This is a genomic window from Algoriphagus terrigena DSM 22685 (assembly GCF_000429445.1).
In the GTDB taxonomy this organism is placed as follows: Bacteria; Bacteroidota; Bacteroidia; order Cytophagales; family Cyclobacteriaceae; genus Algoriphagus; species Algoriphagus terrigena.
On record NZ_AUBW01000016.1, the window covers coordinates 1 to 24,811 of the forward strand.

25 protein-coding genes are annotated in these 24,811 nt (G+C 48.3%); 11 read left to right on the forward strand and 14 right to left on the reverse strand.

Annotated elements, in window-relative coordinates; genetic code table 11:
• From G459_RS27635 to G459_RS0114925, 6 genes are all read right to left on the reverse strand, one after another.
• On the reverse strand, nucleotides 1-227 hold a 227-nt coding region (locus tag G459_RS27635), incomplete at its 3' end, for an IS110 family transposase (RefSeq protein WP_035456096.1).
• 127 nt (nucleotides 228-354) lie between these two features.
• Nucleotides 355-1,137, reverse strand: a complete 783-nt coding sequence (locus G459_RS0114905) for an RHS repeat domain-containing protein (RefSeq protein WP_026968357.1) — start codon at nucleotides 1,135-1,137, stop codon at nucleotides 355-357.
• Nucleotides 1,138-1,313: 176 nt separating this feature from the next.
• On the reverse strand, nucleotides 1,314-2,132 hold the full coding sequence (locus tag G459_RS0114910; protein ID WP_026968358.1) for a TPM domain-containing protein: 819 nt from the start codon (nucleotides 2,130-2,132) through the stop codon (nucleotides 1,314-1,316).
• Nucleotides 2,113-2,547: a TPM domain-containing protein gene (locus tag G459_RS0114915; RefSeq protein ID WP_026968359.1), complete on the reverse strand. Its 435-nt coding sequence runs from the start codon at nucleotides 2,545-2,547 to the stop codon at nucleotides 2,113-2,115. The genes G459_RS0114910 and G459_RS0114915 overlap by 20 nt, the downstream gene beginning before the upstream one ends.
• 2 nt (nucleotides 2,548-2,549) lie before the next feature.
• Nucleotides 2,550-3,140, reverse strand: a complete 591-nt coding sequence (locus G459_RS0114920; RefSeq protein ID WP_026968360.1) for a LemA family protein — start codon at nucleotides 3,138-3,140, stop codon at nucleotides 2,550-2,552.
• Between the two features lie 187 nt (nucleotides 3,141-3,327).
• A complete protein-coding gene (locus G459_RS0114925) occupies nucleotides 3,328-4,584 on the reverse strand; it encodes a pepsin/retropepsin-like aspartic protease family protein (RefSeq protein WP_026968361.1) in 1,257 nt (418 codons plus the stop codon).
• A gap of 208 nt (nucleotides 4,585-4,792) precedes the next feature.
• Here G459_RS0114925 and G459_RS0114930 point away from each other — a divergent pair, with 208 nt between their 5' ends.
• Nucleotides 4,793-5,272, forward strand: a complete 480-nt coding sequence (locus tag G459_RS0114930) for a Fur family transcriptional regulator (protein WP_026968362.1) — start codon at nucleotides 4,793-4,795, stop codon at nucleotides 5,270-5,272.
• Here the strand turns inward: G459_RS0114930 and G459_RS0114935 are convergent.
• The gene (locus tag G459_RS0114935) at nucleotides 5,250-5,699 is read right to left on the reverse strand and encodes an SRPBCC family protein (RefSeq protein WP_026968363.1); all 450 of its coding nucleotides are present in this window, start codon (nucleotides 5,697-5,699) and stop codon (nucleotides 5,250-5,252) included. The genes G459_RS0114930 and G459_RS0114935 overlap by 23 nt on opposite strands.
• Complete coding sequence (locus tag G459_RS0114940; RefSeq protein ID WP_026968364.1) at nucleotides 5,696-6,313, reverse strand: cytochrome c oxidase subunit 3; 618 nt, start codon at nucleotides 6,311-6,313, stop codon at nucleotides 5,696-5,698. The genes G459_RS0114935 and G459_RS0114940 overlap by 4 nt, the downstream gene beginning before the upstream one ends.
• A gap of 120 nt (nucleotides 6,314-6,433) precedes the next feature.
• On the opposite strand from G459_RS0114940, the gene mfd reads away from it, so the two are divergent.
• Both mfd and gldJ read left to right on the forward strand, forming a co-directional pair.
• Nucleotides 6,434-9,784, forward strand: a complete 3,351-nt coding sequence (mfd, locus tag G459_RS0114945; protein ID WP_026968365.1) for a transcription-repair coupling factor — start codon at nucleotides 6,434-6,436, stop codon at nucleotides 9,782-9,784.
• A 177-nt stretch (nucleotides 9,785-9,961) separates the two neighbouring features.
• Nucleotides 9,962-11,185, forward strand: coding sequence for a gliding motility lipoprotein GldJ (gene gldJ, locus G459_RS0114950; RefSeq protein WP_026968366.1), 1,224 nt, complete (start codon nucleotides 9,962-9,964; stop codon nucleotides 11,183-11,185).
• Nucleotides 11,186-11,338: 153 nt separating this feature from the next.
• Here the strand turns inward: gldJ and G459_RS0114955 are convergent, their stop codons facing one another.
• Both G459_RS0114955 and G459_RS0114965 read right to left on the reverse strand, forming a co-directional pair.
• On the reverse strand, nucleotides 11,339-11,560 hold the full coding sequence (locus G459_RS0114955) for a hypothetical protein (RefSeq protein ID WP_026968367.1): 222 nt from the start codon (nucleotides 11,558-11,560) through the stop codon (nucleotides 11,339-11,341).
• A gap of 343 nt (nucleotides 11,561-11,903) precedes the next feature.
• On the reverse strand, nucleotides 11,904-12,686 hold the full coding sequence (locus tag G459_RS0114965; protein WP_026968369.1) for an undecaprenyl-diphosphate phosphatase: 783 nt from the start codon (nucleotides 12,684-12,686) through the stop codon (nucleotides 11,904-11,906).
• Nucleotides 12,687-12,825: 139 nt separating this feature from the next.
• Here G459_RS0114965 and G459_RS0114970 point away from each other — a divergent pair, with 139 nt between their 5' ends.
• Nucleotides 12,826-14,712, forward strand: a complete 1,887-nt coding sequence (locus tag G459_RS0114970; RefSeq protein ID WP_026968370.1) for a DUF4139 domain-containing protein — start codon at nucleotides 12,826-12,828, stop codon at nucleotides 14,710-14,712.
• Between the two features lie 134 nt (nucleotides 14,713-14,846).
• Here G459_RS0114970 and G459_RS0114975 read toward each other — a convergent pair whose 3' ends face one another.
• Genes G459_RS0114975 through G459_RS0114985 form a run of 3 tightly spaced genes read right to left on the reverse strand, consistent with a single transcriptional unit; the run spans nucleotide 14,847 to nucleotide 16,264 of the window.
• Nucleotides 14,847-15,371: a hypothetical protein gene (locus tag G459_RS0114975; RefSeq protein WP_026968371.1), complete on the reverse strand. Its 525-nt coding sequence runs from the start codon at nucleotides 15,369-15,371 to the stop codon at nucleotides 14,847-14,849.
• A 43-nt stretch (nucleotides 15,372-15,414) separates the two neighbouring features.
• Nucleotides 15,415-15,696 carry a winged helix-turn-helix domain-containing protein gene (locus G459_RS0114980; protein WP_026968372.1) on the reverse strand — a complete coding sequence of 94 codons (282 nt, stop codon included), beginning with the start codon at nucleotides 15,694-15,696 and terminating at the stop codon, nucleotides 15,415-15,417.
• The gene (locus G459_RS0114985; RefSeq protein ID WP_026968373.1) at nucleotides 15,689-16,264 is read right to left on the reverse strand and encodes a hypothetical protein; all 576 of its coding nucleotides are present in this window, start codon (nucleotides 16,262-16,264) and stop codon (nucleotides 15,689-15,691) included. The genes G459_RS0114980 and G459_RS0114985 overlap by 8 nt, the downstream gene beginning before the upstream one ends.
• A 130-nt stretch (nucleotides 16,265-16,394) precedes the next feature.
• On the opposite strand from G459_RS0114985, the gene G459_RS0114990 reads away from it, so the two are divergent.
• The 3 genes from G459_RS0114990 to G459_RS29040 are packed head-to-tail and all read left to right on the forward strand — an operon-like array spanning nucleotide 16,395 to nucleotide 17,762.
• Nucleotides 16,395-16,847, forward strand: a complete 453-nt coding sequence (locus tag G459_RS0114990) for a DUF1569 domain-containing protein (protein WP_026968374.1) — start codon at nucleotides 16,395-16,397, stop codon at nucleotides 16,845-16,847.
• Nucleotides 16,844-17,209: a VOC family protein gene (locus tag G459_RS0114995; protein WP_026968375.1), complete on the forward strand. Its 366-nt coding sequence runs from the start codon at nucleotides 16,844-16,846 to the stop codon at nucleotides 17,207-17,209. The genes G459_RS0114990 and G459_RS0114995 overlap by 4 nt, the downstream gene beginning before the upstream one ends.
• 52 nt (nucleotides 17,210-17,261) lie before the next feature.
• The gene (locus G459_RS29040; protein WP_169725038.1) at nucleotides 17,262-17,762 is read left to right on the forward strand and encodes a copper resistance protein NlpE; all 501 of its coding nucleotides are present in this window, start codon (nucleotides 17,262-17,264) and stop codon (nucleotides 17,760-17,762) included.
• A gap of 2 nt (nucleotides 17,763-17,764) precedes the next feature.
• Here G459_RS29040 and G459_RS0115005 read toward each other — a convergent pair whose 3' ends face one another.
• A complete protein-coding gene (locus tag G459_RS0115005) occupies nucleotides 17,765-18,697 on the reverse strand; it encodes a hydrogen peroxide-inducible genes activator (protein ID WP_026968376.1) in 933 nt (310 codons plus the stop codon).
• Between the two features lie 267 nt (nucleotides 18,698-18,964).
• Between G459_RS0115005 and G459_RS0115010 the strand changes: the two genes are divergently transcribed.
• The 4 genes from G459_RS0115010 to G459_RS0115030 all read left to right on the forward strand — a co-directional run bounded on the left by G459_RS0115010 (nucleotide 18,965) and on the right by G459_RS0115030 (nucleotide 24,725).
• Entirely contained in the window at nucleotides 18,965-20,272 is a 1,308-nt protein-coding gene (locus tag G459_RS0115010) for a Gfo/Idh/MocA family protein (protein ID WP_035456098.1), read from the forward strand.
• Nucleotides 20,273-20,296: 24 nt separating this feature from the next.
• Entirely contained in the window at nucleotides 20,297-21,508 is a 1,212-nt protein-coding gene (locus G459_RS0115015) for a redoxin domain-containing protein (protein ID WP_026968378.1), read from the forward strand.
• A 105-nt stretch (nucleotides 21,509-21,613) separates the two neighbouring features.
• Complete coding sequence (locus G459_RS0115020; protein WP_026968379.1) at nucleotides 21,614-22,054, forward strand: MarR family winged helix-turn-helix transcriptional regulator; 441 nt, start codon at nucleotides 21,614-21,616, stop codon at nucleotides 22,052-22,054.
• A gap of 136 nt (nucleotides 22,055-22,190) precedes the next feature.
• Entirely contained in the window at nucleotides 22,191-24,725 is a 2,535-nt protein-coding gene (locus G459_RS0115030; protein WP_026968380.1) for a M14 family metallopeptidase, read from the forward strand.
• Nucleotides 24,726-24,811 lie beyond the last annotated feature (86 nt).

Consider the following 24,811-nt stretch of genomic DNA (forward strand, 5'->3'; position numbering starts at 1 on the left):
ACATAATACACAGGTTTCCAATAAACGCCTGTGCTTTCCATAGCAACATGGGTTACTCCTTGGTTTTGAAGCCAACCGATCAGCTTCTCCAGATCCTGGGTATGGGTGGCAAAGGTTAACGTCTGCTCTGGCAGATCTTTTCCTGAAACGGTGGCAACTACCGTGTCGCGATGAACATCAAGGCCGCAGCCTCGTTCAATGAGTTGGGGAAATTCTATCATGTCCATATCGTAAATAAGTTGTGGTAACTCCTTTTACGACTTTCATGGCTGTGGGTGAATTTCCCTAATTCATATAAGTTTTATTGGTATGTCCATGATTTTTTGCCTTTTGTCAAATTATACACTCCACGTCCTATTCATAAAAAAACTCCGCATAATTTTTCCGCTGAAAGAAAAGATAGGGATCAAACTCAAACTGAGCGACGAGCCTGCCCTGCTCATCGTAGATATATCGATGCCAATCCTGCCTTTGCCCTTCCAACCTCCCATATTGAGTCGCCTCTTTCGCCACTAATCGCTCTCCCTCATAGCGATAAAACATGTAGTCGGTTTCAAACTCCTCCTGGGTTTTAATATGCCGCCACTCACGCGCAATCCTCCCCTCTTCGTCATAGGCATACCTGAGTATTTCTACTCCATTTCCAGCAGGACTTTCTATACCAGTCAATCTGCCGTTGGCATCATATCGGTAGGTAAGAGTTAAAGTGCGCGGACTTTCTGGTGAGACAGTATGCCTTTCTATCAACTTCCCTTCCAAGTCATAGCTATACTCAGCTGTCTGCGTCCACTCCGGCGACATCCCGCTTCGATACCTGAAGGCATGGCTGGACTGCAGCTTTTCGTCCTTATAATTCTGCAAGGAGATCTCCAAGGTATCTCCTCCAGCGCTTTTGCGAACAAGATATCTAACACCTCCCCCAACTGGATAATAAGAATCTAAAATCGCAGATGGTCTCCGCGGCTCACAGCAATAATTGACTGTCCGCACTACCTTTCCCGTGCCCGTGGCCAGTGGCATTTTCATCACTTCCAGGAGCTGCTCCTCCAAGGTGAGCGGCTCGGACATTGGAGCTTCGGTCTCGTCACAACCCGCAAGGAAAATCAAGCCGATCACAAAGACGATGAGATGTCTCATTCTTTCAATTTAAAAGTGAATTAAAGCCTTAACGCATACGATATCAACAAATTATCTGATATACACTTAAAAAGCAAGTTTTGATGAGTGTCCTGGTACTTGTGAATGCCAGAAAACAAAAAAGCACCTCTTACGAAGTGCTTTTCTCTTATTGAATTATTGATTTGCTTCGATGGTTACCAACTCCCGCCAGCTCCGCCGCCGCCAAATCCACCGCCGCCGAAGCCACCAAATCCACCGCCACCACCGAAGCCTCCACCACCGAATGATCCGCGGCCCGAGGAGAAGTCGCCAAACTTGCCGCCGCGTCCTCCTCCCAGCATATTGGCCAGCATGATCGTCGTCCAGAGGTCGACCCCTCCGCCTCTTCCGCCCATGTGGTTGTCGTTGTCTTTTCGGTTTTTGATCAAGGGAAGGATCACAAACAGGACGATAAAGAGCAGGATAAAGAAGATTGCTCCGCCGTGGTTTCCTTCTGACTCGACGTCTTCTGCCTTGTACTCACCGGAAGCCAGCTTGAAGATCATGTCTGTGGCCTGATCCAAGCCTTGGTAGTAGGCCTCCATCTTGAAGTTTGGGATGATGAGATTGGTGACGATCCGCTTGGCAAGTGCATCAGGCACCGCACCTTCCATGCCGTATCCGGTAGCGATGAAGACGTTCCGGTCGTCCATCGCCGCCAAGATTAAGATCCCGTTGTCGTTGTTGGCACCGCCGATTCCCCAAGCCTGCGCAAGCCGCTGACTGTAGTCTGCGATCTCATAATCACCCGTCGACCGCATCATGACGATGGCAATCTGGGTGGAGGTACTGTCATTATAAGCCACCAGTTTTTGCTCGAGGCGAGCGACTTCGTCCGCGGAAAGAGATCCTGTAAAGTCAGTCACCAAGCGTGGAGGATTGGGAACAGGTGGAAAATCCTGCGCGTAGATCTGTCCGATGAAAAGGGCAAAAAACACGAGGAATAGTGGCTTCTTAGCCGAAAGATACGTCATCCGAAAGTTCGTTTGTGTCGCCGGTCTTGTCAAAGGGGAAGTGAGCCCCCAGTTGATCACCCGCGAGGTGAATGCCCGCGATGAGGCCTTGTGTAAATTTTCCCTGGCGGAAATTGGAAGCCATCAACTCCTTGGTGCTCTCCCAAAAATCCGCTGGAACCGCCGAATTGATGCCCGCGTCGCCCAGGATGGCAAACTTGTGATCCAAGACCGCCAGATAGATCAATACGCCGTTTCGGTCTTTGGTTTGGTACATCTTCAAGGTCTCGAATACCTCCGCCGCTCTGTCCAGGACGTTGCCTTTGCAGTTGTTTTCGATGTGAACTTGGATCTCTCCGGAAGTCCGGGTCTCAGCCGACTGGATCGCAGTCTTGATCTGTTCCTTTTCTTCCGGAGAAAATAATTTTTCAGCCATAATTAGAATTGTACAGTTGGGGCGTTTTCAGCTCCTTCAGAAGCTTGGAACGTTCCTTTGGTTTCAAAGCCATACCAGCCCGCGAAGAGGTTGTTGGGGAAGGTTCGGATGAGTGAGTTATAGCCGACCACCGATTCGTTGAAGTTCCTTCTCGCGACCGCGATTCTGTTTTCTGTACCTTCCAGCTGAGCTTGTAGCTCCAGAAAGTTTTGATTTGCTTTCAGGTCAGGATATTTCTCCACCGTCACCAAGAGTCTGCTCAATGCACCGGAAAGCTGATCCTGAGCCTGCTGGAATTGCTGCAGCTTCTCGGGAGTCAGATTGGTGGGATCGATGGTCATCGAAGTAGCTTTGGCACGTGCCTCTACGACGCCCGTAAGCGTCTCCTGCTCAAATTCCGCATAACCTTTAACTGTGTTTACCAAGTTAGGGATCAGATCGGCGCGACGCTGATACTGTGTTTCTACTTCCGCCCATTGGCCATTGACCTGCTCTTCGGTCTGGACAAACTGGTTGTAACTACCGACAGCTTTTGTATAGAGATAGATACCCAATACAAGCACGATACCAACGGGGATGAGAAATTTTTTCATAGTGAGTTTGTTGTGTTAAAAACGAATTGTTACACGGAATTGCCGACAATGTGTTTAAATCCCAGATCAAAGTTACCCAAATAATTTATCCCGAGAGAATCTCCGATACAGCGGCAACATCAAAATGACACGGGCATCGAAGATCTTTCGCTTGCTGCGGACCGTTGATGGTCGTCTGTGGACAATCTTAAATCTGCTTTTTCAGAAAAATACTCACCTTGTAATCGGAGAATTTTGCCAGGTCATTGTCTATGTACCTTCTCATCTCCAGCTCGATTTCCCGACCTTCTTCGGAGCGGAGGAGCTTGAAAATCTCCGACAGTTCCCAAAGGAAAGTAGGCACTCGGTTGATGGAGAGGATCTCGTCAAATGCCAAAACGCCTGTCTTGTAAGCCGGAGAGCCTTCGCGGACCTCGCTTATAAAAAATCGGTTATCGTCATTTGGGACTTTTTTGATGATCAAACCACTCATGTCAAATTCAAAGGGCGCATAAAAATTTTCCCCTTTGCGGAGCATAGCCCGATTTCGCGGGTAGTCCAGCACCAGCGTGGTTCGGCCGAGGACTTCAGCTCCCAAACTGCCCTGTCTCCCTGTCGCAAGGATTAGATTACTGAAAGACGTCTTGTCCGGGTAGGACGTGAGTACATCCTTCATCACCAAGCCGTGGATATTGAGGCTATTGACCCTGCCGATGAACCCATAGAGGATCCCACCCAAGGACTGTCCGAGCTGAGACTCAATAAAGACCGGAGGCATCGTGATCTCATCGGTGGTCTCCGGATTGAGCAGCAAGCCATGATTTGCCCCGGTGTCAATGAGCAATTTGGCCTCCAGCTTTGACCCGTCTTTCTGGGTCACCTTCGCCGTTACATAAGCTTTACTATCCTCTATCGCCATGTCAAATTTGCGGTAAAACAACGGCTTCCATTTCATTGCGCTCCCCCTGTAGAACTCCAGGATACCACTATCGTAGTTGATTTTCACCGGATTGAATTTGAAAAACTCGTATCCGATAATCCCATAGACCGGCACACCGATCACCGATTCCAGTTCGAGAAAATTCTCCTCCAGCACCAGCAAACTCTGCAAATTTCCCTCCACCTCTCCGAAATCCAAGCTATTGACCGGCGACACTTGCGCCATAATCACGGTGGATCCATCGGCTCCGGCGATGCTTAGCCTGCGCGTATACTTCAGACCCAGTGCGTCACCAAGCGCCTTGCTGAACAAAATATTGGAGCGAACTCCCGTGTCCACCAGAAAATTGATCGGCTCGGAGCCATTGATGGACACCGGCATGATGATCAGGCTATTGGCGGAGTAGAACGGCATCTTGACTTTCCGGACGTCGTCCTTCATGAAAAAGCCCGGCACCTGTGCCCAGCCGGAGGCCGCAAAATGAAACAGTAAAACGAGAAGGACGAGTACCTTTCTGTATGTCATTTGAGCAGGGATGATCTCTTTTAAAAGTTAAACAGATTTATGTTATCCTTTCAATTTCTTTAACTCAAAATCAATATAAAGGGCCGGAAGCCAAGTCCAAATTCTATTCAGGTAATTTAGATTAAACCCAAATTACCTCAGATTGCCTGCGCTTGTTTGTCAACAAATCTGGAATGCGTCATCTTTAATTTCTAATCATGTGAACCACATGGCAGATACAGCCCTGATAGAAAAAGCAAAGAAGATTTTTGAAAATTTCCTTGTCAAACAAGGAAGCCGGAAGACCCCTGAGCGGTTTTCAGTCATCGACGAACTGTATATCTTACCTGAGGATGAACACATAGATGTTGAGGGGCTGTTTTTGAAGATGAGGAACAAGGGCTATACCATCAGCCGGGCCACCATCTACAATACGCTCGACCTGCTGGTGGAAAGCGGCTTGGCGGTCAAGCATCAGTTCAAGGACAAAGTCGCGCTCTACGAACAGGCGCTGACCTATAAGCACCACGATCACCACGTCTGCAACCAGTGCCGGAAGATCCGCGAATTCTCCGATCCGAAAATCAACGAGATCAAAGAATCGATGGGCAAAGTGTTTCAGTCCGGCATCACCAGCCATTCGCTTGTGTTATACGGTGACTGCAAGATCGAAAACTGTGAAAGCCTCATTGGCCAACAGGATTTTTGAAATACTTGCGATAGATCGGTTTTCTGTAGGCAAACTGCGCCCATAAGACCGGAAAAAGCAGAAGGGACATTCCCCAAAAAGGCGCCTCAAAGTCGATTTCATCGCGGATCAGCGATCCTGAATCAACAGCAATCACCCGGTGCTTGTGCTGCCACTTTTTAAGGAAAAAAGGCAATTCCACTCCTTCGTCTATAAAATAAAACTCCCGATCGGTTGTCAAATCTTCGACCACTTTGCTGACCCAGCGCTGTCTGAAAAAAATAAAATTCAACTCCAACGACACATAGTCTCCTTTCTCTGACCCATCAAAAGTCAGTAGCCGGACAGGAGGAAATGGCGGACTGAGTCTTTTGAAAAGCGACTCACCAAAGCCCGCCTTCACGGCCAGATAGGGCTGCTCGACTGGGGTTTGGATCACCAGCTTCATCGAATTCGGAGGACAAAAACAAGGAACAAAACGATCCACACCAAGTCCATAAAATGCCAATAGACGGTAAAAAGGCGAATCCGCATTTTTTCAAAAGGATTGGTCATCCAAATCAACTTCTGAACGCCGTCTTCTTGCGTTTTGCGCAACTTCGCCAGTAAAATCACCGCGAAAACCATCGCTCCGACTAAGTGAAAAATATGGATACCGCTGAGGACGTAGAGGTAGCTCCCGCTCGGCAGTCCGGTAAACTTGATCCCCATTGCAGTCAGCTCCTTCCAACCTGCAAACTGAAGTACCGCGAAGACGACTCCCAACAAAAACGTGGCGCGGAGCGAACTCTCGAGCCTGGAAATGTCCTCTTCCTGGCAATGAAGCCGCATCTTGGATGCAGTAAAGCCCGAAAGAACCAGCACGGCGGTGGAAATCAAGAATGCCACGGGCATCTGAAGACTCGCCGACTCGGGGCGATTTTGGTCTGTGAGAAGAAAAGCAGCCGTCAAATACAAAAAAATAAATCCGCTTCCCAGCATCCCCAGATAGAGCATTGTTTCATATGGATGCAGGCTTTCGAGGCGTTGAAGCCAAGTATGGTGTTCCTTCGTTGGGTTCATAATGTGAAAACACACAGCGGGGTGCTTGGTTCAGAAAAATACCAATTCCTCAAAATTGATCCAGAGAAAGGCCAAAAAAAACTAAATTTGGCACTTCTCTTTCCTATTAACCCTTCTGTTTTGGATCGTCAGTCCCTCCTTACCATCTACCAATCCGACCCGGTTTTTCAGACGCTGGCACATCAGCTTGATTCGGGAGAAAAATTCCGACTTCAGCTTCGGGGGCTGTCCGGCAGTTTGGACATGGTGCTTTTTGCTTCCTATTTTGAGAAAAAGGGTGGATTTCATCTGATCATCGCCCAAGACAAGGAGGAGGCCAGCTATCTGAATTCGGACCTGCAAAACCTGCTGAATACCGAAGAACATCTGATCTTTCCAGGCAGCTTCAAGCGGCCCTATCAATATGACGAGGTGGACAATGCCAACGTCCTGACCCGCGCTGAGATCCTGAATCACCTTCTGGAAACGAAAGGCGAATCCCGCATCGTGATCACCTATCCCGAGGCCTTGTATGAAAAGGTCATCAATAAACGGTCCCTCGTGGAGAATACCTTCACAGCCCGTGTCGGCGAGTCCGTCGATATGGAATTTGTGACGGAAGTCCTCAGCAGCTACGATTTTGAGCGGACGGATTTTGTCTACGAGCCTGGGCAGTTTGCCATTCGAGGTGGGATTTTGGATGTGTTCTCCTTCAGCAACGAGCACCCCTATCGGTTGGAGCTTTTTGGGAAAGAGATCGAGAGCATCCGGACCTTTGATCCTGAAACCCAGCTTTCGATCGCCAACGTGGAGCTGATTTCACTGATTCCTAATGTGCAGACCAAGTTGCTTCAGGAAGTACGTCAGTCTTTTCTGGGCTTTCTTCCTGAAAAAACCACGCTCTGGCTGAAAGATTACCAGCTGACTGCGGACGTGATGGACGAGTCCTTTCACAAAGCGGAGCAGGCATTTACCCAGATCGTCTCCCAAAGCAACACGGAAAAACTTCTCCTGAAGCCGAGCGATCTTTTTGATAACGGAAAAGACTTTGCGCAGCTGATCGGCGGCTTTTCGACCGTAGAATTCGGCAGGCAATTCTACCTCAAGACCGACACTAAGATATCCTGGGAAAGCCAGCCCCAGCCTTCATTCAACAAGAATTTTGACCTGTTAGTCACCAATCTTTCGGACAACGAAAAGCAGGGATTCACGAACCTGATCACCGCCGAAAACGAAAAGCAAATCGACCGCCTGCTGGGTATTTTCCAAGAACTGGATCCAACACTTCAGGTCCAAAGCGTGCTCTTGGGACTCAGAGAAGGATTTGTGGACAAGCAGGGAAAGATTGTCTGCTATACCGATCACCAGCTCTTTGAGCGATACCACCGATACAAGACCCGCGCAAAAGCTAGCAAATCGAAAGCTCTAACCATCAAGGAGCTCAAGTCGCTTCATCCTGGAGACTTTGTCGTCCACGTGGATTATGGGGTCGGCCGATTTGCCGGTTTGGAAAAAGTGGACATCAACGGCAAGATGCAGGAAGCCATTCGGCTGATCTTCCGCGACGACGACCTCCTCTATGTCAACATCCACTCCCTGCACAAGATCTCCAAATACTCGGGGCAAGAAGGACACATGCCCTCCATGTCCAAGTTGGGATCCCCTGAGTGGGAAAACAAAAAATCACGGGTCAAAAAGCAGGTCAAGGACATTGCTAAAGACCTGATCAATCTTTACGCGAAGCGGAGAACCGCGGCAGGGTTTACTTTTTCGAGAGATTCGGTCTTGCAGGTGGAGCTGGAGTCCTCTTTCATCTATGAGGATACGCCAGACCAAGCTTTGGCAACAGCGGACGTGAAGTCCGATATGGAAAAATCCTACCCGATGGATCGCCTGGTCTGCGGAGATGTGGGCTTTGGCAAAACTGAAGTCGCAATCCGTGCAGCTTTCAAAGCTGTCAATGACCGAAAGCAGGTGGCCATTCTGGTGCCGACCACCATCTTGGCGATGCAACATTACCAGACCTTCAGCGAGCGGCTCGAAAATTTTCCCGTCAAGGTCGAGTACATCAACCGCTTTCGCTCTGCGAAAGAGATCAAGGAAATCGTCTCCCAAGTCAAGACCGGCGAGATCGACATCTTAGTCGGTACGCACAAGATCGTCAACAAAGACATTGTGTTCCGGGATCTCGGCTTATTGGTCATAGACGAGGAGCAAAAATTTGGTGTCAAGGTCAAAGACCAGCTCAAGAACCTCCGTGTGAATGTCGATGTACTGACACTTACTGCCACACCGATTCCGAGGACGCTGCACTTTTCGCTGATGGGAGCGCGGGATCTATCCGTGATCGCCACGCCGCCACCCAACCGCCAGCCGGTCACGACAGAGATTCAGACCTTCACAGAAGAAGTGATCCGCGATGCCGTATCGTACGAACTGAGACGTGGCGGACAGGTATTTTTTGTCCACAACAGAGTCGGAGAAATCGACAGTATCGCCAATCTGATCATGAAGCTGGTGCCTGACGCCCGAGTCGTCGGCGCGCACGGACAGATGGATGGGAAAAAGTTGGAGAAGATCATGGTCGACTTCATCGATCATGAATACGACGTGCTGGTCTCTACCAACATCATCGAATCAGGTCTCGACATTCCCAACGCCAACACCATTATCATCAACCGGGCACACATGTTTGGCTTGAGTGATCTCCATCAGATGCGCGGTAGAGTCGGTCGAAGCAATAAAAAGGCCTTTTGTTTTCTGTTGACGAGTCCCCTATCCGGGCTGACTGCCGAAGCCAGGAAGCGGCTCCAGACTTTGGAAGAATTCTCTGATCTGGGAGACGGCTTCAAGGTGGCAATGAAAGACCTGGACATTCGCGGGGCGGGCAACTTGCTCGGTGCGGAGCAGAGCGGATTCATCACCGATCTCGGATTTGAGATGTACCACAAGATCCTCGACGAGGCAGTTCAGGAACTGAAGGAAAATGAGTTTGCGGCACTCTTTGAGACAGACCTCGCCGAAAAAGTCAAAGTCCTCGTGCAGGACTGCACCATTGAGACGGATCTGGAGCTACTGATTCCGGAAGAATATGTGACCAACATCAGTGAGCGTCTCGGGCTTTACTCCAAGCTGGATGGGATCAAAGACGAAGTCGACTTGGAGAAATTCTCTGCGATGTTACAAGATCGATTTGGACCGTTTCCGAAGGCAGTCAGCGACTTGATGGAGACAGTTCGTTTACGTTGGCTGGCAGAAAAGCTTGGAATTGAGAAGCTTGTCTTGAAAGGAAGGCAAATGAAGTGCTATCTTTTGCCCTCGAATCGGGACGACTTCTATTCCTCTCCGGTTTTTGGCAAAATTATGAAGTACACACAGGCACATTCCAAGGAGTGTAAAATAAAGGAGCACAAGAATCGTTTGATACTTACTATAGAAGGAGTGCCAACGGTGTATAAGGCGCAAAAGGTGCTTTTGGAGATGAATTCGTAAAAAAATTCAGAAAATTTAACTGGCATAAAAATTGCGTTTTCGATTACGAATTTTGCCGAATTTGCCTTAACCACTTCATTTGAGGGCGTTTTGCAAATTTCCAAAAAATGAATTTCATTGGAAGTAGATTCCAATGCCTCTATATTAGCATTCTGAAATAGACCAAAACATTACAATATGAGTCTGAACAACAAATCCTGGGGAATGTGGGCGACAGCATTGGTGCTGGCTTCTGCGTCTGTTTTGTCGTCTTGTAACAAAACTCCGGGCTATGGCCGTCGCACTGCCAACGATCCTGGGAAAAAAAGTGCCACTACCGGCCAAGATTTCTCTTTTGAGGAAAATGATTCAACCAATTTCTTTGTTTCCAAAAGAGCTGAACAGATTCCGGGCCCGAACTTGAAGTTTATCCAAGGCGGACGGACTGTCTTGGGCTCTCAGGAAGAGGATGTGATGGCTTTCCGCGACAACTTGGAAAGAACGGTCTCCCTAGCGAATTTTTACATGGATGAAACGGAAATCACCAACAACGATTACCGTGAATTTCTTTTTGACATGAAGAAAAAAGTGAGCGCAGATTCACTTTTGAAATTAGAACCTTCTGAAGACGTCTGGTCGGGAGCGATGTCTTTCAACGACCTCTACCAGTCTTACTACTTCAGATTCCCGGGCTTCAACTTTTACCCCGTTGCTGGTGTGTCTTGGACTCAAGCCAACGTCTATGCCAAGTGGAGGACAGAGTTTGTTCAGGATTTGGTAAGAAAAGAGCGTGAGATCGACTCTACTTTCACCAAAACCCAACTGATCGAGCGTGGTGTAGCCATGGCCGATTTCAGACTTCCAAACGAAGCTGAATGGGAGTATGCAGCTAAGGCGATGATCGGAACCCAATATCTGGATGAAAATCAGGAATACGGAAGAATCTATCCGTGGGATGGTCGCGGCGTCCGTAACCCATACAATGTGAAGAGAAAAGGCAAGCAAGGGGACTTCCTCGCCAACTTCAAAAGAGGACGTGGTGACTACGGCGGGATCTCCGGCAATCAGCGAAATGACGGTGAAATCCTCCCTACCAACGTTTATGACATGGCTCCAAATGATTTCGGATTGTACCACATGGCTGGAAACATGAACGAGTGGGTGTATGATATCTATAGACCGATGACTTTCCAAGACGCGGACGATCTGAACCCGTTGAGAAAAGACGGTGTCTACGATGAGGAAGAGAATTACGAAACCTCGATGTTCACCGACGAAATCAGGGTGTACAAAGGTGGGTCTTGGAAAGACGTAGCGTACTGGCTTGCTCCGGGTACCAGACGTTTTATGCACCAGGATTCAGCTACCAACAACATTGGCTTCCGCTGCGCAATGATCTCTATTGGAGAGAAAGGGAAGTAATCCATTCATTGAAATTCAAAAAGCCCGGCAGCGATGTCGGGCTTTTTTTGGTTCAAACCTGCGATTAAGCAGTTGAGGGTTATTTCTTACCTGTTAGGACTAGTCGTTCTATTTTGCATCTCTTGAACTACCTTGGAAATTAAAGGAAAAATGTCAGGAAGGAGGTTTTCTCTTTTTCTTGGAGTAATTCACCGATTCCCCTTCCCATTTTTTCAAAGCATTTTCCTCCCTTCTCCAGTCCAAGATGAAGTCAAGCGTCGTCTCAAAATAGGGATATCCCCATTTTAGAAAATAGAGAACGAAAATAAGGATTGGAGGAATGGCCTCCCACAATCCAATCGTTCCGAGAATAGTAAGGAGGATGTTATTCTTCATGACTCCATATTTGATCCCAACATAAATCTTGTTACTCAGTAAGAATAGGACGTATTACTCAGAGCGCAGAGGACACTCGAAAATCAGCTCAAATTCTCCAGAATGACTGGTTTGATTTGAATTTCAAGAGAAGTAAAGTCGTCAGAATGCGAGCAGAAAAAATGTGGATGTGTTGTTTTGGAGGGATTTGGGTGGTTTATCTCGAGAAAATCATTTCAAACGTAGGACACAAGAACTCCTTAAAAAAACCAAATTCCCCTCAGGTTTTCAAAAACCTGAGGGGACTGGAAACGTCAAATTCATTTAACAAAATAGACCTAAAACTGTAAAATCTATTTTGGAGCTAAGCCAGATCAGCTCCCCACATAAAGATCAAAAACAGAATCCCCAACGCTATTCTATACCAGCCAAATGCTGTGAAACCATGGTTGGAGACGTATTTCAAAAAAAGCTTCACGGCAATCCAGGCCGAGACAAAAGCCACCACAAAGCCAACCGCAAGCATAATCAGCTGAGCTTGGTCAAAGGCCAAATCCGACTTGAGCAAGTCATAGCCTCCCGCCGCCATCATCGTTGGCACAGCCAAAAGAAAGGAAAACTCCGTCGCTTGCTTCTTGTCCAGTCCGTTGAACACCCCGCCGATAATCGTCGCCGCCGCGCGTGAAGTCCCGGGTATCATCGAGAGACACTGACAGAGTCCGATGAAAAAGGCGCTTTTGTAAGTCATATCCTCCACTTCTTCCAAATCAGACTTTTGTGCGATCACTTTTTTATCGATCAGAATCAATACAATTCCTCCCAAAATCAACGAAACCGAAACTACAATCGGGTTAAATAGATAGCCTTTGATAAAATCATAGGCCAAAAGTCCGACTATCGCAGTTGGAATAAATGCCGTAATGAGTTTGAAATAGATATCAAGACTTTTGAAAAACCGCTTGATGTACATCAGCGCAATCGCCAAAATTGCCCCAAGCTGGATGAAAACCTCGAACGTCTTCACAAATTCATCCTCGTGGATTCCCATCGCTGCCGAGGCGAGAATCATGTGTCCGGTGGACGAGATTGGCAAAAATTCGGTTAAACCTTCGACGATGGCAATGAGGATACTTTGAAAAAGGGTCATGGATAAGATTTTTTAACTCCTGCAAAACTAGCATTTGGTAGCGGAAGACAAGTCCAAAAACGTCTCTGCAAAAGAGATTTTAACATCACGCTTTGACATGCTGGCAATATTTACTTTCTTCACCTAAACCCTTATCGATATGAAACCACTATTTATTTTATTCCTCGGCCTTTTTTTTTCCGGCTTCGCAAATGCCCAGGAGATCAGAGAAACCCCGTTTACGAGTAGTATCCAGGAAGTTACCTTGTTTCTATCCGGGGCTCAGATTTTTGAAAAAGCACAGGGAACTATCCCTGCCGGAGAATCACTCATCCTGATCAAAGGACTTTCGCCCTATGTGGATGAAAAAAGCATTCAAGCCAAGGGAATGGGAAATTTCACCATTCAGGCGGTGAACAAGCGTCTTGACTTCCTCAGCGAAAAAGAAGTCAATGAAAAAGTGAAAGCACTCGAAGACAAAATCCTGGAGATCCAATCCAACCAAACCAAGGAAACTACGCGGCTGGAGATCCTTGGCGAAAAGGCAAGTCTGCTCGACGCCAACAAAAAACTCGGAGGAACAGAGGGGGGAACCAACGTGACGGAATTAAAACAGGCGATGGACTTCTACGAGGCGGAACTGACAAAGATCTCCACCGAACGGGCTCAGATCAACACCAGCATCCAAAAAGAAAATCAAGAAGTCGACCGTCTGCGAAATCAGATCTGGGCCATGCTTGAAAGCGAAAACAAATCCACCTCCGAGATCCGCATCCGGGTCAAGGCTCCAGCGGCCGGTCAAGCCAGCTTTGAACTGAACTACCTCGTCGCCAATGCGGGCTGGTATCCCAAATACGATGTGCGCGTGAAAAATGTAAGCTCTCCCTTGTCTCTGAACTACAAAGCAGAAGTCTATCAAAACACCGGTGTGGACTGGAAAAATGTCAAACTCCGCTTCTCCAACGCCAATCCCAACCAGAGCGGACAGGCTCCTCAGCTCGAAAAGTGGGAGTTAAACTACGCGAGACTGACGACTTTCAATCCCAGAACACAAGTATTCGGCTCCGTGGCAGGTCAAGTCACCAGCGCGATGGACGGCACTCCGATTCCCGGAGCCTCAGTTTTGGTAGCGGGAACCACGATTGGAACCGTAACCGATACGAATGGAAACTACTCGCTCACCTTGCCAAACGGGGCTAGTCAGATCCTGGCTTCATTCATCGGCTACCAATCCAGATCCGTCCCGATCAACTCCTCGCAACTCAACATTATCTTACATGAAGACACCCAAGCTTTGAATGAGGTTATGGTAGTCGGATATGGAGCTGAAAACGCGTTACAAGGCAGAGTTGCTGGGGTACAAGCAGATTCAAGAGCCAAAAAATCGATGGCACCGCCGCCCCCTGCAGCACCTTTGGCTACAGAAGTCATCGAAAACCAAACCACCGTCGAGATCGAAGTTTCCGAGCCTTACAGCATCAAGTCCAATGGAGAAAAGACGCTGGTAGATCTTAAAGCCTATGAGATTCCAGCTTCCTACCGCTATTCGGTCATTCCCAAGCTGGACAATGACGCCTTCCTCATCGCAGAGATTCCCGACTGGAGCCAGTATAGCTTGCTGGAGGGTGAAAGCAACCTGTACTTCGAGGACGGCTTTGTCGGCAGATCGATCCTGAATGCCTCCGCACTGGAAGACACGCTCCTGGTCTCCATGGGCCGTGACCGATCCATCGCCATCCAGCGGGAAAAGATCGAGGAGTATTCCAAGAAGCGAACCATCGGATCCAATGTCACTGAAACCAGAGGCTATGAAATCTCTCTAAGAAACAATAAGTCCCAGCCGGTTACCCTCAAAGTGGAAGACCAAATTCCAGTTTCCGTCAATTCCGCCATCTCCGTCAGTCCGATTCAGCTGTCCGCAGGTTCGCTCGATCCGCAAACCGGCAAGGTCACTTGGGAGATCACGCTCGCTCCGGGAGAGCAGAAGAAACTTTCGCTCCAATACGAAGTCAAGTATCCGAAAAGTGAACGGGTGATCTTGGATTAAAGACTTGTCAACGGACGACGGTCAACCGTCCACAGCACGAAACATCCCAACAGCTATAAAAACGGCGGCCTAAATGAGCCGCCGTTACCTTTGTAGTGACGCTTTGCGGTCGACCGTCGACTGTGGTCTGTTGACTAATCAACCTTATCCAGCGTCATTTCCAGAAACTTATACCATTGCGTTCCGGCGTTATATTCGCCGATCTCAAACCACTGCCCTTTCTCGTTGATCTCAATCACATAGCGAACCTCCTTCACCGGATACCAATAGAGCTTTCCGTCGATCAGTTCGGCAGGGTAGGTTCCTTTTTCTCCGCTCTGAAGAAAGGACGTAAAGTCAAACTTTCCTTCTCCCTCAGCCGGAGAGATCACTGCCAAAGCATGATGAACGACCTTTCCATCCGACTTTCCGATGCCTTCTACTTCCAGCAAAGTGCCGCTGAGCTTGAACTGGATGGTCTCCTCAGATTCGAAAGTTGAGCGGACCCGATCCTGACCCATCATCCAGCCGTTTCCCTTCCATTTTCCTTCCAAGAAGGCGAGCTCCGACATCTTCTTCTGGGCGGCTTCATTGAGACCGTATGAAGGCTGCCCCCAGGCATTTGCTTTCATTCCCAGAACCAAAGCGGCAAAACAAATCAGTTTGATTAGATTTTTCATTTTATAAATTGGTTTATATTATAAACTTTAAATTCAAATTTTTTTACTCGATGTAGTTCCTGAGATTTTCCACGTATTCTTCAAAAGCCTTCAATCCGACCTTGGTGATCTTGCAGGTGGTCAAAGGACGCTTTCCCTTAAATGACTTCTCAATCCCGATATAACCCGCCTTTTCCAGCTTGTCCAGTTGGACGCTGAGATTACCGGCTGTGGATTCGGTCTTTTCCCGCAGGAAAGTAAACTCCGCTTCTTCCACGCCGATGAGTAACGACATCACCGCCAGACGCAATTGGGAATGGAGAAGGGGATCGAGTGGTTTAAACACGCTCACGACAGTTTTCTTTCAAATAATAACCAGGCAAAAGATAGCCCAAAACCATTGCTACACCCGACAATAGGTATTGGGCAGATACAGGCAGCATAAATCCGATCACCGCTGCTACGAGGAGTAAGACCCCGCCTCCCCGGACAAAGTTGACCCGAATCAGCGAACCCGTCGTCCAGATACCGATTCCCGCGAGGATCAGAATAACAGGATTTTGGTTGTAGCCAATGATCGGCATAAAGGCCAGAGTAATAATAATTCCCGCAAAGACCATAATCCAAACCTGATTGATCACTTCGCTGATGTGCGATCTGACCCTGGCTTTTTTGGCGATCTGAAATCCCTTCCAAAAGCTGATGATCGAAGCGGGCACTACCAAGATCCACACATAGTAAGGATGCGCGTACCCGATCTTTTCTAAGGTAAAATGTCCAAAATTGCATACTGCAATCACCCAGCCCCAAAGGAGCAACTGAAACCCGCCGTCCCCGGCAGTTTCTCTTTTTGCCCTGGTGATCATCTCTGTGATCAGCGCGAGGGACTCTTTGCTACTCAATTCTTTTTCCATAGTCGAATGAATTTTTCAAGATCCAACGAGACAAATGTAAATAGGTTTATGATATAAACTATTTTAAAGTCAAATTTTTTATTCTCCCAGAAAATGATGCTTATCTTGGAACAGCTTCAAAACCAATCCTATGAAAAACATTTTTGACCCGCTGGTCACCGCCGAACTCATCTCCCGAATCAATGCGCTCAAACCGGAAACGCCGGCACTATGGGGAAAAATGAAGGTCGATCAGATGCTCGCCCACTGTTCGATCGCGTATGAGATGGCCTTTACCAACAAGCATCCCAAGCCGAATATGCTGATGCGTTTTTTGTTGAAGACTTTTGTAAAAAATGGAGTGATCAACGAAGTGCCCTACCCAAAAAATATCCGCACAGCACCCGCTTTCATCATTCCCGACCGCAAGAATTTTGAGGAAGAAAAGGCCCGCCTCATCAAGTATTTGGAGCACACCCTGTCGCTGGGAAGGGATCATTTCGAGGGCAAGGAATCGCTTTCCTTCGGCAAGATGACCGCCGATGAATGGAACAACCAGTTTTACAAACATCTTGATCACCACCTAAACCAATTTGGCGTATGATTCAGCCAGGAAAATCCATCCGGACTTTTATCGGTTCTAAAGACTTTGCCGAAAGCTGTCGATTCTATGAAGCCCTTGAATTCGAAATCCGTCACCACGGAAAGGGCTTCGCTTATATCCAGATCTCGCCTGGAATCGGATTTTACCTACAAGATGCCTATGTAAAAGACTGGTGCGAAAACATGATGCTATTTCTCGAGGTTGAGGATTTGCCAGCCTATTTTGAGCGAATAAATGCGCTGGACCTTCCCTCCAAATTCCCGGGGGTCAAAGTCATGCCGATCAAGCAGCAGGACTGGGGAAGTGAGTTTTTTATCATCGAGCCTGCCGGGGTATTGTGGCATATTGGCTGCTTCAAGTGAAAAAATGTCTGCCAATGCCCGCTTTGGTGCAAAATTTGGACAAACGCCTTTCATGAAAAATATTTCGCTGTTAGCCGGTTTTGCACTTCTAAACTTAAGTATTGCCTGCACTGCTCCTTCCACCGAAACTGTTTCCGAGTCAGAGATCGTCGCTCAGCCTGAGCAAGACACCGTGGTCGAGACAGTCCCAGAAACTATGGAAATGCCCGTTACTGCGGGTGACAATTCGATGAACTCGGTAGATTGGCCGGGGACCTATTTTGCGACACTACCGTGCGCAAGCTGCGAGGGAATCGAAACTTGGGTCACTCTCAATCCAGACGGCACTTTTGTGCTCAAAACACATCACATGGGACTCAACGACGATCGCGAAGAGATCTTCACCGGGAAATTCACTTGGGACGAGACCGGATCAATTGTCACCCTCAACGGACTGATCGGCGGCGCTCCCGGCAAATACAAAGTCGGCGAAAACCGAATCTGGCATCTGGACAGGGATGGAAACCAGATCAAAGGAGATCTCGCCGATCGGTATATCCTCACGAAGAAATAAACCTACTTGAAGCGCACGATCTTCCCGTGTGCCTTAGATGTCATCTCCGCAGGAATCGCTTCCGTGATTTCCCGATACAGCAGCTCCACCAGTTTTTGCTTCAGAAAGCTGCGGTTTAGGATAATACTCACCTCACGCGTGGGCACAGATCCGGCAAAAGGCCTGAGTCGACCTTTTTCCTCGTCCGAAAGCTCATGCGTGGCCAGTTCTGGCAGTAAGGTCATTCCCTGGTACCGGTTGACCATATTTTTTAAGCCTTCCAACGACCCGCTTTCGTAATGGAAATTTTTGTGACCGCTGCTCGTCTGATCGCAGAAGTTGAGCACTTGGTCGCGAAAACAGTGGCCTTGTTGCAAAACCCACAGATCTTCCGCCTTGACTTGGCTGGCATTGATCTCTTTCTCTTTCAGCAGAGGATGGTTTTTAGACAGGTACGCGTAAAACTTCTCATAAAACATCGGCTTTTCCACAATTCCAGATTCCTCCAATGGTGTGACCACGACACCCAAATCCAGCTCGTCGTTTTTCAGCCTTCGGATGATTTCTTCCGTGACCATTTCCTGCACTTCCAGCTTGACATTGGGATATTTTTCCAAAAACCTCCTAATAAACAGATGCAATAGATAGGGTGCCAAAGTTGGGATGATCGCGAGCTTGATCGTGCCGGAGATATCTCCTTTCAGCTGCGCGACCAACTCCATGATTCCCTTGCTTTCAGAAACCACCTTTTTAGCCTGGGCGATGATCTGCACGCCGATTTCTGTAGGAATTACCGGCATCTTGCTCCGGTCAAAAAGAATGACCCCCAATCCTTTTTCCAATTTTCCCAGCTGGGCACTCAGCGTCGGCTGCGTCACAAAGCAGGACTCGGCTGCATTCCCAAAATGTCGGTGCTTATCTACCGCGATCAAATATTCGAGTTGCTGAATGGTCATTTCGGCGATTAAAATTTGTTTTTCATTTCCATATTGAATGCCCTAGGTAATCATCTCCAGGGCTAGAAAACTTTTGTATGGACATTTCAATAGAAATTATCTATGATGTTAACCCACGAAACGGGAAAATGAGTTCAGGAAAATTTCGAATTTGTTTCCACTCCTTGCCTTTGATCAAATAACCTTCAGGAAATTTTACTTCCCTGCTTAAAAAGCCTAATTTATTCCATCTACTTCTCAAAAAACACAATATCCCAAAACCTAACCATGAGTAACTCCTCCTTTTCAAGAAGAAAATTTCTTAGCGCAAGTCTACTGACCACCGCCGGATTGAGCCTTCTTTCCGAATTAAGTTTCGCCTCCACCGCCCAGCCTTTATTCAAAACTGCCCATGAGCGGGTTCGCTTGGGCTTCATCGGAGTAGGCCGACAAGCCATGGGCTTGCTGAATAATTTCATGAAAATCCCCGGAGTAGAAGTTGTGGCGGGAGCCGATGTCTATGCTATCAAGCGGGAGCGATTCGCACTTCGGGTTCAGAAAAACCAATCAACTGCCGGTACGCCGACGTCTGCGCCGAAACTATACGCAGACTACAAGGAACTCCTGGCCAATCCAGAAGTAGACGCCGTAGTCATCGCGTCCCCGGATCATTGGCATGCGCTCATGGCGATTGACGCATGCAAGGCCAAAAAGGACATTTATCTGGAAAAGCCGCTAACTTTTACCGTCAAGGAAGGCCAGGAATTGGTCAAAGCTGTCCGCGCCAGCGGAGTCGTTTTGGCAGTTGGGAGCATGCAGCGAGCCGCTGTTAACTTCCAAACCGCTGCGATGCATGTACAAAAAGGTCGGCTGGGCAAAATCTCCCAGGTCCTGGTCTATGTCGGCGAAAACCCACATCCAAAGCCTTACGATCTGGCGGAAGAAGCAGTACCCGCAGGCTTGGATTGGCAAAAATGGCTGGGTCCACTTCCAAAACTCCATTTCAACGACCTGCTCGATCCGGGAATCTCTTTGGATCCGGAAAAAAACGAAGCGGCTTGGGGAGCTTGGCGCTGGTACAAGGAAACCGGTGGCGGATTGATGACCGACTGGGGCGCCCACATGTTTGACATTGCGCAATGGGGACTGAGCATGGATAGAAATGGTCCGGTGGAAATCATTCCGGCTTCGGGCGATTCGCCGCTCACCTACAAGTATGCTACCGGCACGGAGATGCTGCTAACCAAATTTGATGAGGCCAGAGCGGGAGTGAAATTCGTAGGAGAAAACGGTTGGATTAACGTCTCCAGGGGAAACTATGATACGTCCATCAAAGAATTGCAAATCGGTAAGGAACCCGAAAATTTCACATTCGGAGCTCACCACATTGACTTCATTGATTGCGTGAGAAAAAGGAAAGATCCCATTGTACCAGTTGAAGTGGGTCATAGTACCTGCACAGTCTGTACGATTGGCAACATCGCCCACGAAGTTGGGAAACCATTAAAATGGAACCCGATGACACAGCTTTTCGAAGACGCTGAAGCCAATACCAAGCTGCATTATGATTATCAAAACGGTTATTCTCTGACGTAAAATCCAGACTTATCCACATTGCTTATGAGCTGTTTCCAGAAAAACATCAAGTTGGGCGGGCTGTACTTATCCACAGCCTTGCTCTTTTTCCAATGTGGTAAAAGTACCGAGACGAAATCCGTTGAAAGCGCTGATAATGCGGCGGTCTTCGTGCCCAATCCGCAGGTCGTCACCGAGCAGCCCATCGCAAAACTTGTCATTGGCGATCAGGCACCACCCTTCAATCTTCCCGATGTAGACGGAGTTTTCCACAGCCTGGATGACTACGCCGATTCGGATGTTTTGGTGGTCAATTTCACCTGCAATCACTGTCCGACCGCTCAGGCATACGAGGACAGATTCATCGATTTGGTCAAAGAATACGACGGGAAATCCGTGGCTTTTGTCGCCATTTCTACCAACAGCCCTATTGCGGTTTTACCGGAAGAACTTGGCTATACTGACTTGGGCGACTATCACGAAGAGATGAAACTCAGGGCTGTGGATAAGTCGTACAATTTTCCGTACCTCTACGACGGCGATACCCATGAATTCTCGCTCGCTTACGGCCCGACTGCGACACCACATGTCTTCGTGTTTGATAAGGACAGAAAACTGAGCTACTCGGGACGGATCGATGCTAAGGAAAAACCGGGGACGGGAAACGCTGAAGACTTAAGAAATGCCATTGAAGCAACCCTCAAAGGCGAAGCCCTTCCTGCGGAATTAGCGCAAACTCCGGCATTTGGCTGCTCGATGAAATGGGCTTGGAAAAACGAGTATACCATCAAAACCAACAAGGACTGGGCTGCGAAAGAGGTGACACTGGAAAAACTCTCTCCAGTCGGCCTTTCCGATCTACTGAAAAACGAAACCGATGAATTGCTTCTAGTCAATTTCTGGGCAACCTGGTGCGGCCCCTGCATCGTCGAGTACCCGGAATTTGTCACGATCCAGCGAATGTATGGCGAACGGGATTTTCAGTTTGTCTCGGTCAGCATGGACACGCCTGATCAAATCGACAAAGCGCTGAAATTCCTAAAGGGAAAAGCATCTGCTGTTCCGAATTACATCATGGACACGGAAGACAAATATGAAGTGATCAAGGTCGTCGGTGAAGATTGGGATGGTAGCCTGCCAATCACACTCCTCATTGAGCCCGGAGGCAAAGTAGCTTACCGCGTGCCGGGAACCATCGATGCGTTGGCATTGAAAAAAGCGATCGTGGATCACCCGATGATCGGAAGATATTATTGATTGCTGTTATGCAATTTCGTTTTCGCTGATCACTGAAAACTGCGACTGATCACTTGGTATTAGGATTGGAAACAAGTAGATTGTATCCAATCCTATTTTGATTTTATGGCAAATTCAAAACATCCCACCATCCAGCTGTCAAAGGCACTCTATACTTCATCCCGTCTACTTATCCAGCAGATTCAGACTCATTTGAATGAATTTGGACTGACTTATCCACAGTTCCTGGCTTTGTCGATTCTTTGGGAAGAAGACGGTCTCAAGGTCCACGAACTCGGCAATAGGATGAGTTTAGATTCCGGCACCTTAACCCCGCTGCTGAAAAAACTGGAAAGCCAAAATCTCCTCAAGCGGAAACGGGGCGAGGCAGACGAGCGAACCGTGACGATCAATCTTACCTATCCGGGAAAATCGCTTCAGTCCAAGGTAATGGGATCAATAAGCACGATGGAAGAGGACTTTGCCTCCAGAATGGGAAAGCAAACCGACGAGCTCTTATCCGCAGCGGGGGAGTATTTGGAAAAACTCAAGTCGATTAAAAGTTGAATTCCCAAATCGAACTGGAAAGGATAGATTCACCGGAAAAATCGGTGAATTGGAGTCCTTTGACAACCAATTTTCTCCGAACAGTGAATAACCAAGTCCGAAAAGCATCTATCTTCCAACCGAATTCACTTACCCTATGAAAAAAACCTTACTCTCATTCGCTTTTGCATTTGTCTTTTATCTGGGAGCTTTCGCCCAGCTTCAAACCCCTGAGCAGTTTTTGGGCTACCAGCCCGGTGATCGATTCACGCCGCATCATCGCATGGTCGATTACTTCGAATATGTGGCTTCGCAAAATCCAAACATCAAACTGATCCAATACGGCGAAACCAATGAAAAACGCCCACTGATCATTGCGATCCTTTCCAGCCCGGAAAACATGGCGAAACTGGAGCAGATCCGCACCGACAACCTGAAGCGGGCAGGGCTGATGGAAGGAACGCCGAGCAGCGAGATCCCCATCAACTGGATGTCCTTCAACGTCCACGGAAACGAGTCTGTCGGGATGGAAGCTGCTATTTCGTCTTTCTATACCCTTGCTGATCCGAACAATGCGAAATCGCAGGAGTGGCTGAAAAACCAGATCGTGATCATTGATCCGTGTATCAATCCTGACGGCCGGGATCGCTACTCCAACTGGTACAATCAGAAGATGAACACCACACTCCAGCCAGATCTTCAGTCTCAGGAGCACAACGAACCTTGGCCAGGAGGCCGCGCCAATCACTACCTCTTTGATCTCAATCGTGACTGGGCTTGGCAGGTACAGGTGGAATCCCAGCAGCGAATGAAAGTATACCAGCAGTGGATGCCACAGTTGCACCTCGATTTCCACGAGCAAGGCATCGATCAGCCGTTTTACATGGCTCCCGCTGCCGAGCCTTTGCATGAGCAGCTGACTCCTTTCCAGCATGAGTTTCAGGATATCTTCGGACGAAACACCGCCAAGTATTTCGACGAAATGGGAAGGTTTTACTTCACCAAGGAACGCTTTGACCTGCTTTATCCATCCTATGGCGATACGTATCCGATGTACAACGGTGCCATCGGGATGACGATCGAGCAGGGCGGCGGCGGCAGAGGCGGCATCGGCGGATACAATTCCGTGGGCGATACCGTGACCTTGAGCAGCCGAATTGCCGGGCACTATACCGCGGCAATGTCAGCGGCCGAAGTGACAAGCAAAAACTCGAAGCGCTTGGTAGATGAGTTTGCGACGTATTTCAAAAACAACTCCAGCAGCCCGAAAGGCAAGTATAAGAGCTTTGTGATCAAAGGTGGAAGCAATCCATCTCAGGTGGCAAAGTTGCTCGAGCTCCTCGACAAAAATGGAATCAAATACGGAAAAGCCGGATCAAAAGCCGGTCTGAAAGGTTTTGAATACCAAAGCGGAAAAGCCGGAGTGTCCTTTTCTACCGATGAAAATGACATCGTCATCAACGCCTACCAGCCCAAATCGGTTTTGGCTCAGGTGCTTTTCGAACCAAATCCTACCCTGAACGACTCGATCACCTACGACATCACAAGCTGGGCGATGCCCTATGCCTATGGACTTCAGGCTTTTGCGCTTGAGAGCCGATTGGATGCCGCCGGAGACTACCAAAAACCGGAATTTACACCAAACCCAGTCGGTCAAACTCCCGTCGCCTATCTTGCCTCCTGGCAGGGAACCAGAGACGTGGCTTTCTTGTCCGCGCTACTCAACGCCAAGATTCGGGTGAAATATGCAGAATATCCCTTTGAAGTAGAGGGCAAAAGCTACCCAGCGGGTTCGCTCATTATCACCAAAGGAGGAAATGAATATGTAGCCGACTTTGATAAAAAAGTCTCCGACGCAGCCAATAAATTTGGTGTAAAGTTGGCCACGACCCAGACTGGATATGTAGACAAAGGCAAGGACTTTGGCTCGCCGAACGTCAAAGTAATCCAGGCGCCGAAAGTTGCACTGGTTGGCGGAAATGGCACATCTTCCTTGAGCTTTGGAGAGATCTGGCACTTTTTCGAAAAGGATCTCAACTATCCACTGAGCAATCTGGATGCTGCCTCGATGGGCGGCTATGACCTCAGCAAGTATGACGTGCTGATCCTGCCCGCAACCTATGGTCCGGCGCTCAATGCAGCTGCTCAGCAGAAGATTACTGACTGGGTCAAAGCCGGCGGCAAGTTGATCGCACTGGATGGAGCGCTCAACCTTTTTGCCAACAAGGAGGGGTTTGCTTTAAAAAACTTTGATTCAGAGGATGACAAAAAAGCAGCTGAAAAAGCTGACGCGGCACTTTCGAAACAAGAAAGACTGGAACCTTACTTGGGCATGGAACGCCTGGAGACGGCTTCTGGCACCGCCGGTGCGATCTATGAAATCAAGATGGATCAAACCCATCCGCTGGGCTATGGCACAGGCGGCAAATTCTACACGCTGAAAAACAATTCCAACCGATTTACCTACCTCACGGGAGGCGCAAATGCCGGAGTAATCGCTACCAACGATTCCTATCGTACGGGCTACATCGGCTACAAGATCAAATCGAAGATGGGTGAATCCCTCGCAATCGGAGCGGAACAGCAGGGTCGCGGACAGATCGTCTACTTCGTGGACAACCCGATCTTCCGAGGGTTCTGGGAAAGTGGAAAACTCGTCCTAAGCAACGCCATCTTTATGGTGGGACAGTAAGCAACCCCTGAGGAAACATCTAGACCGACTCCCATAAAGAGCCGGTTTTTTTTTGCCGGATTCTTGATCGTTGCATTACTCTACGG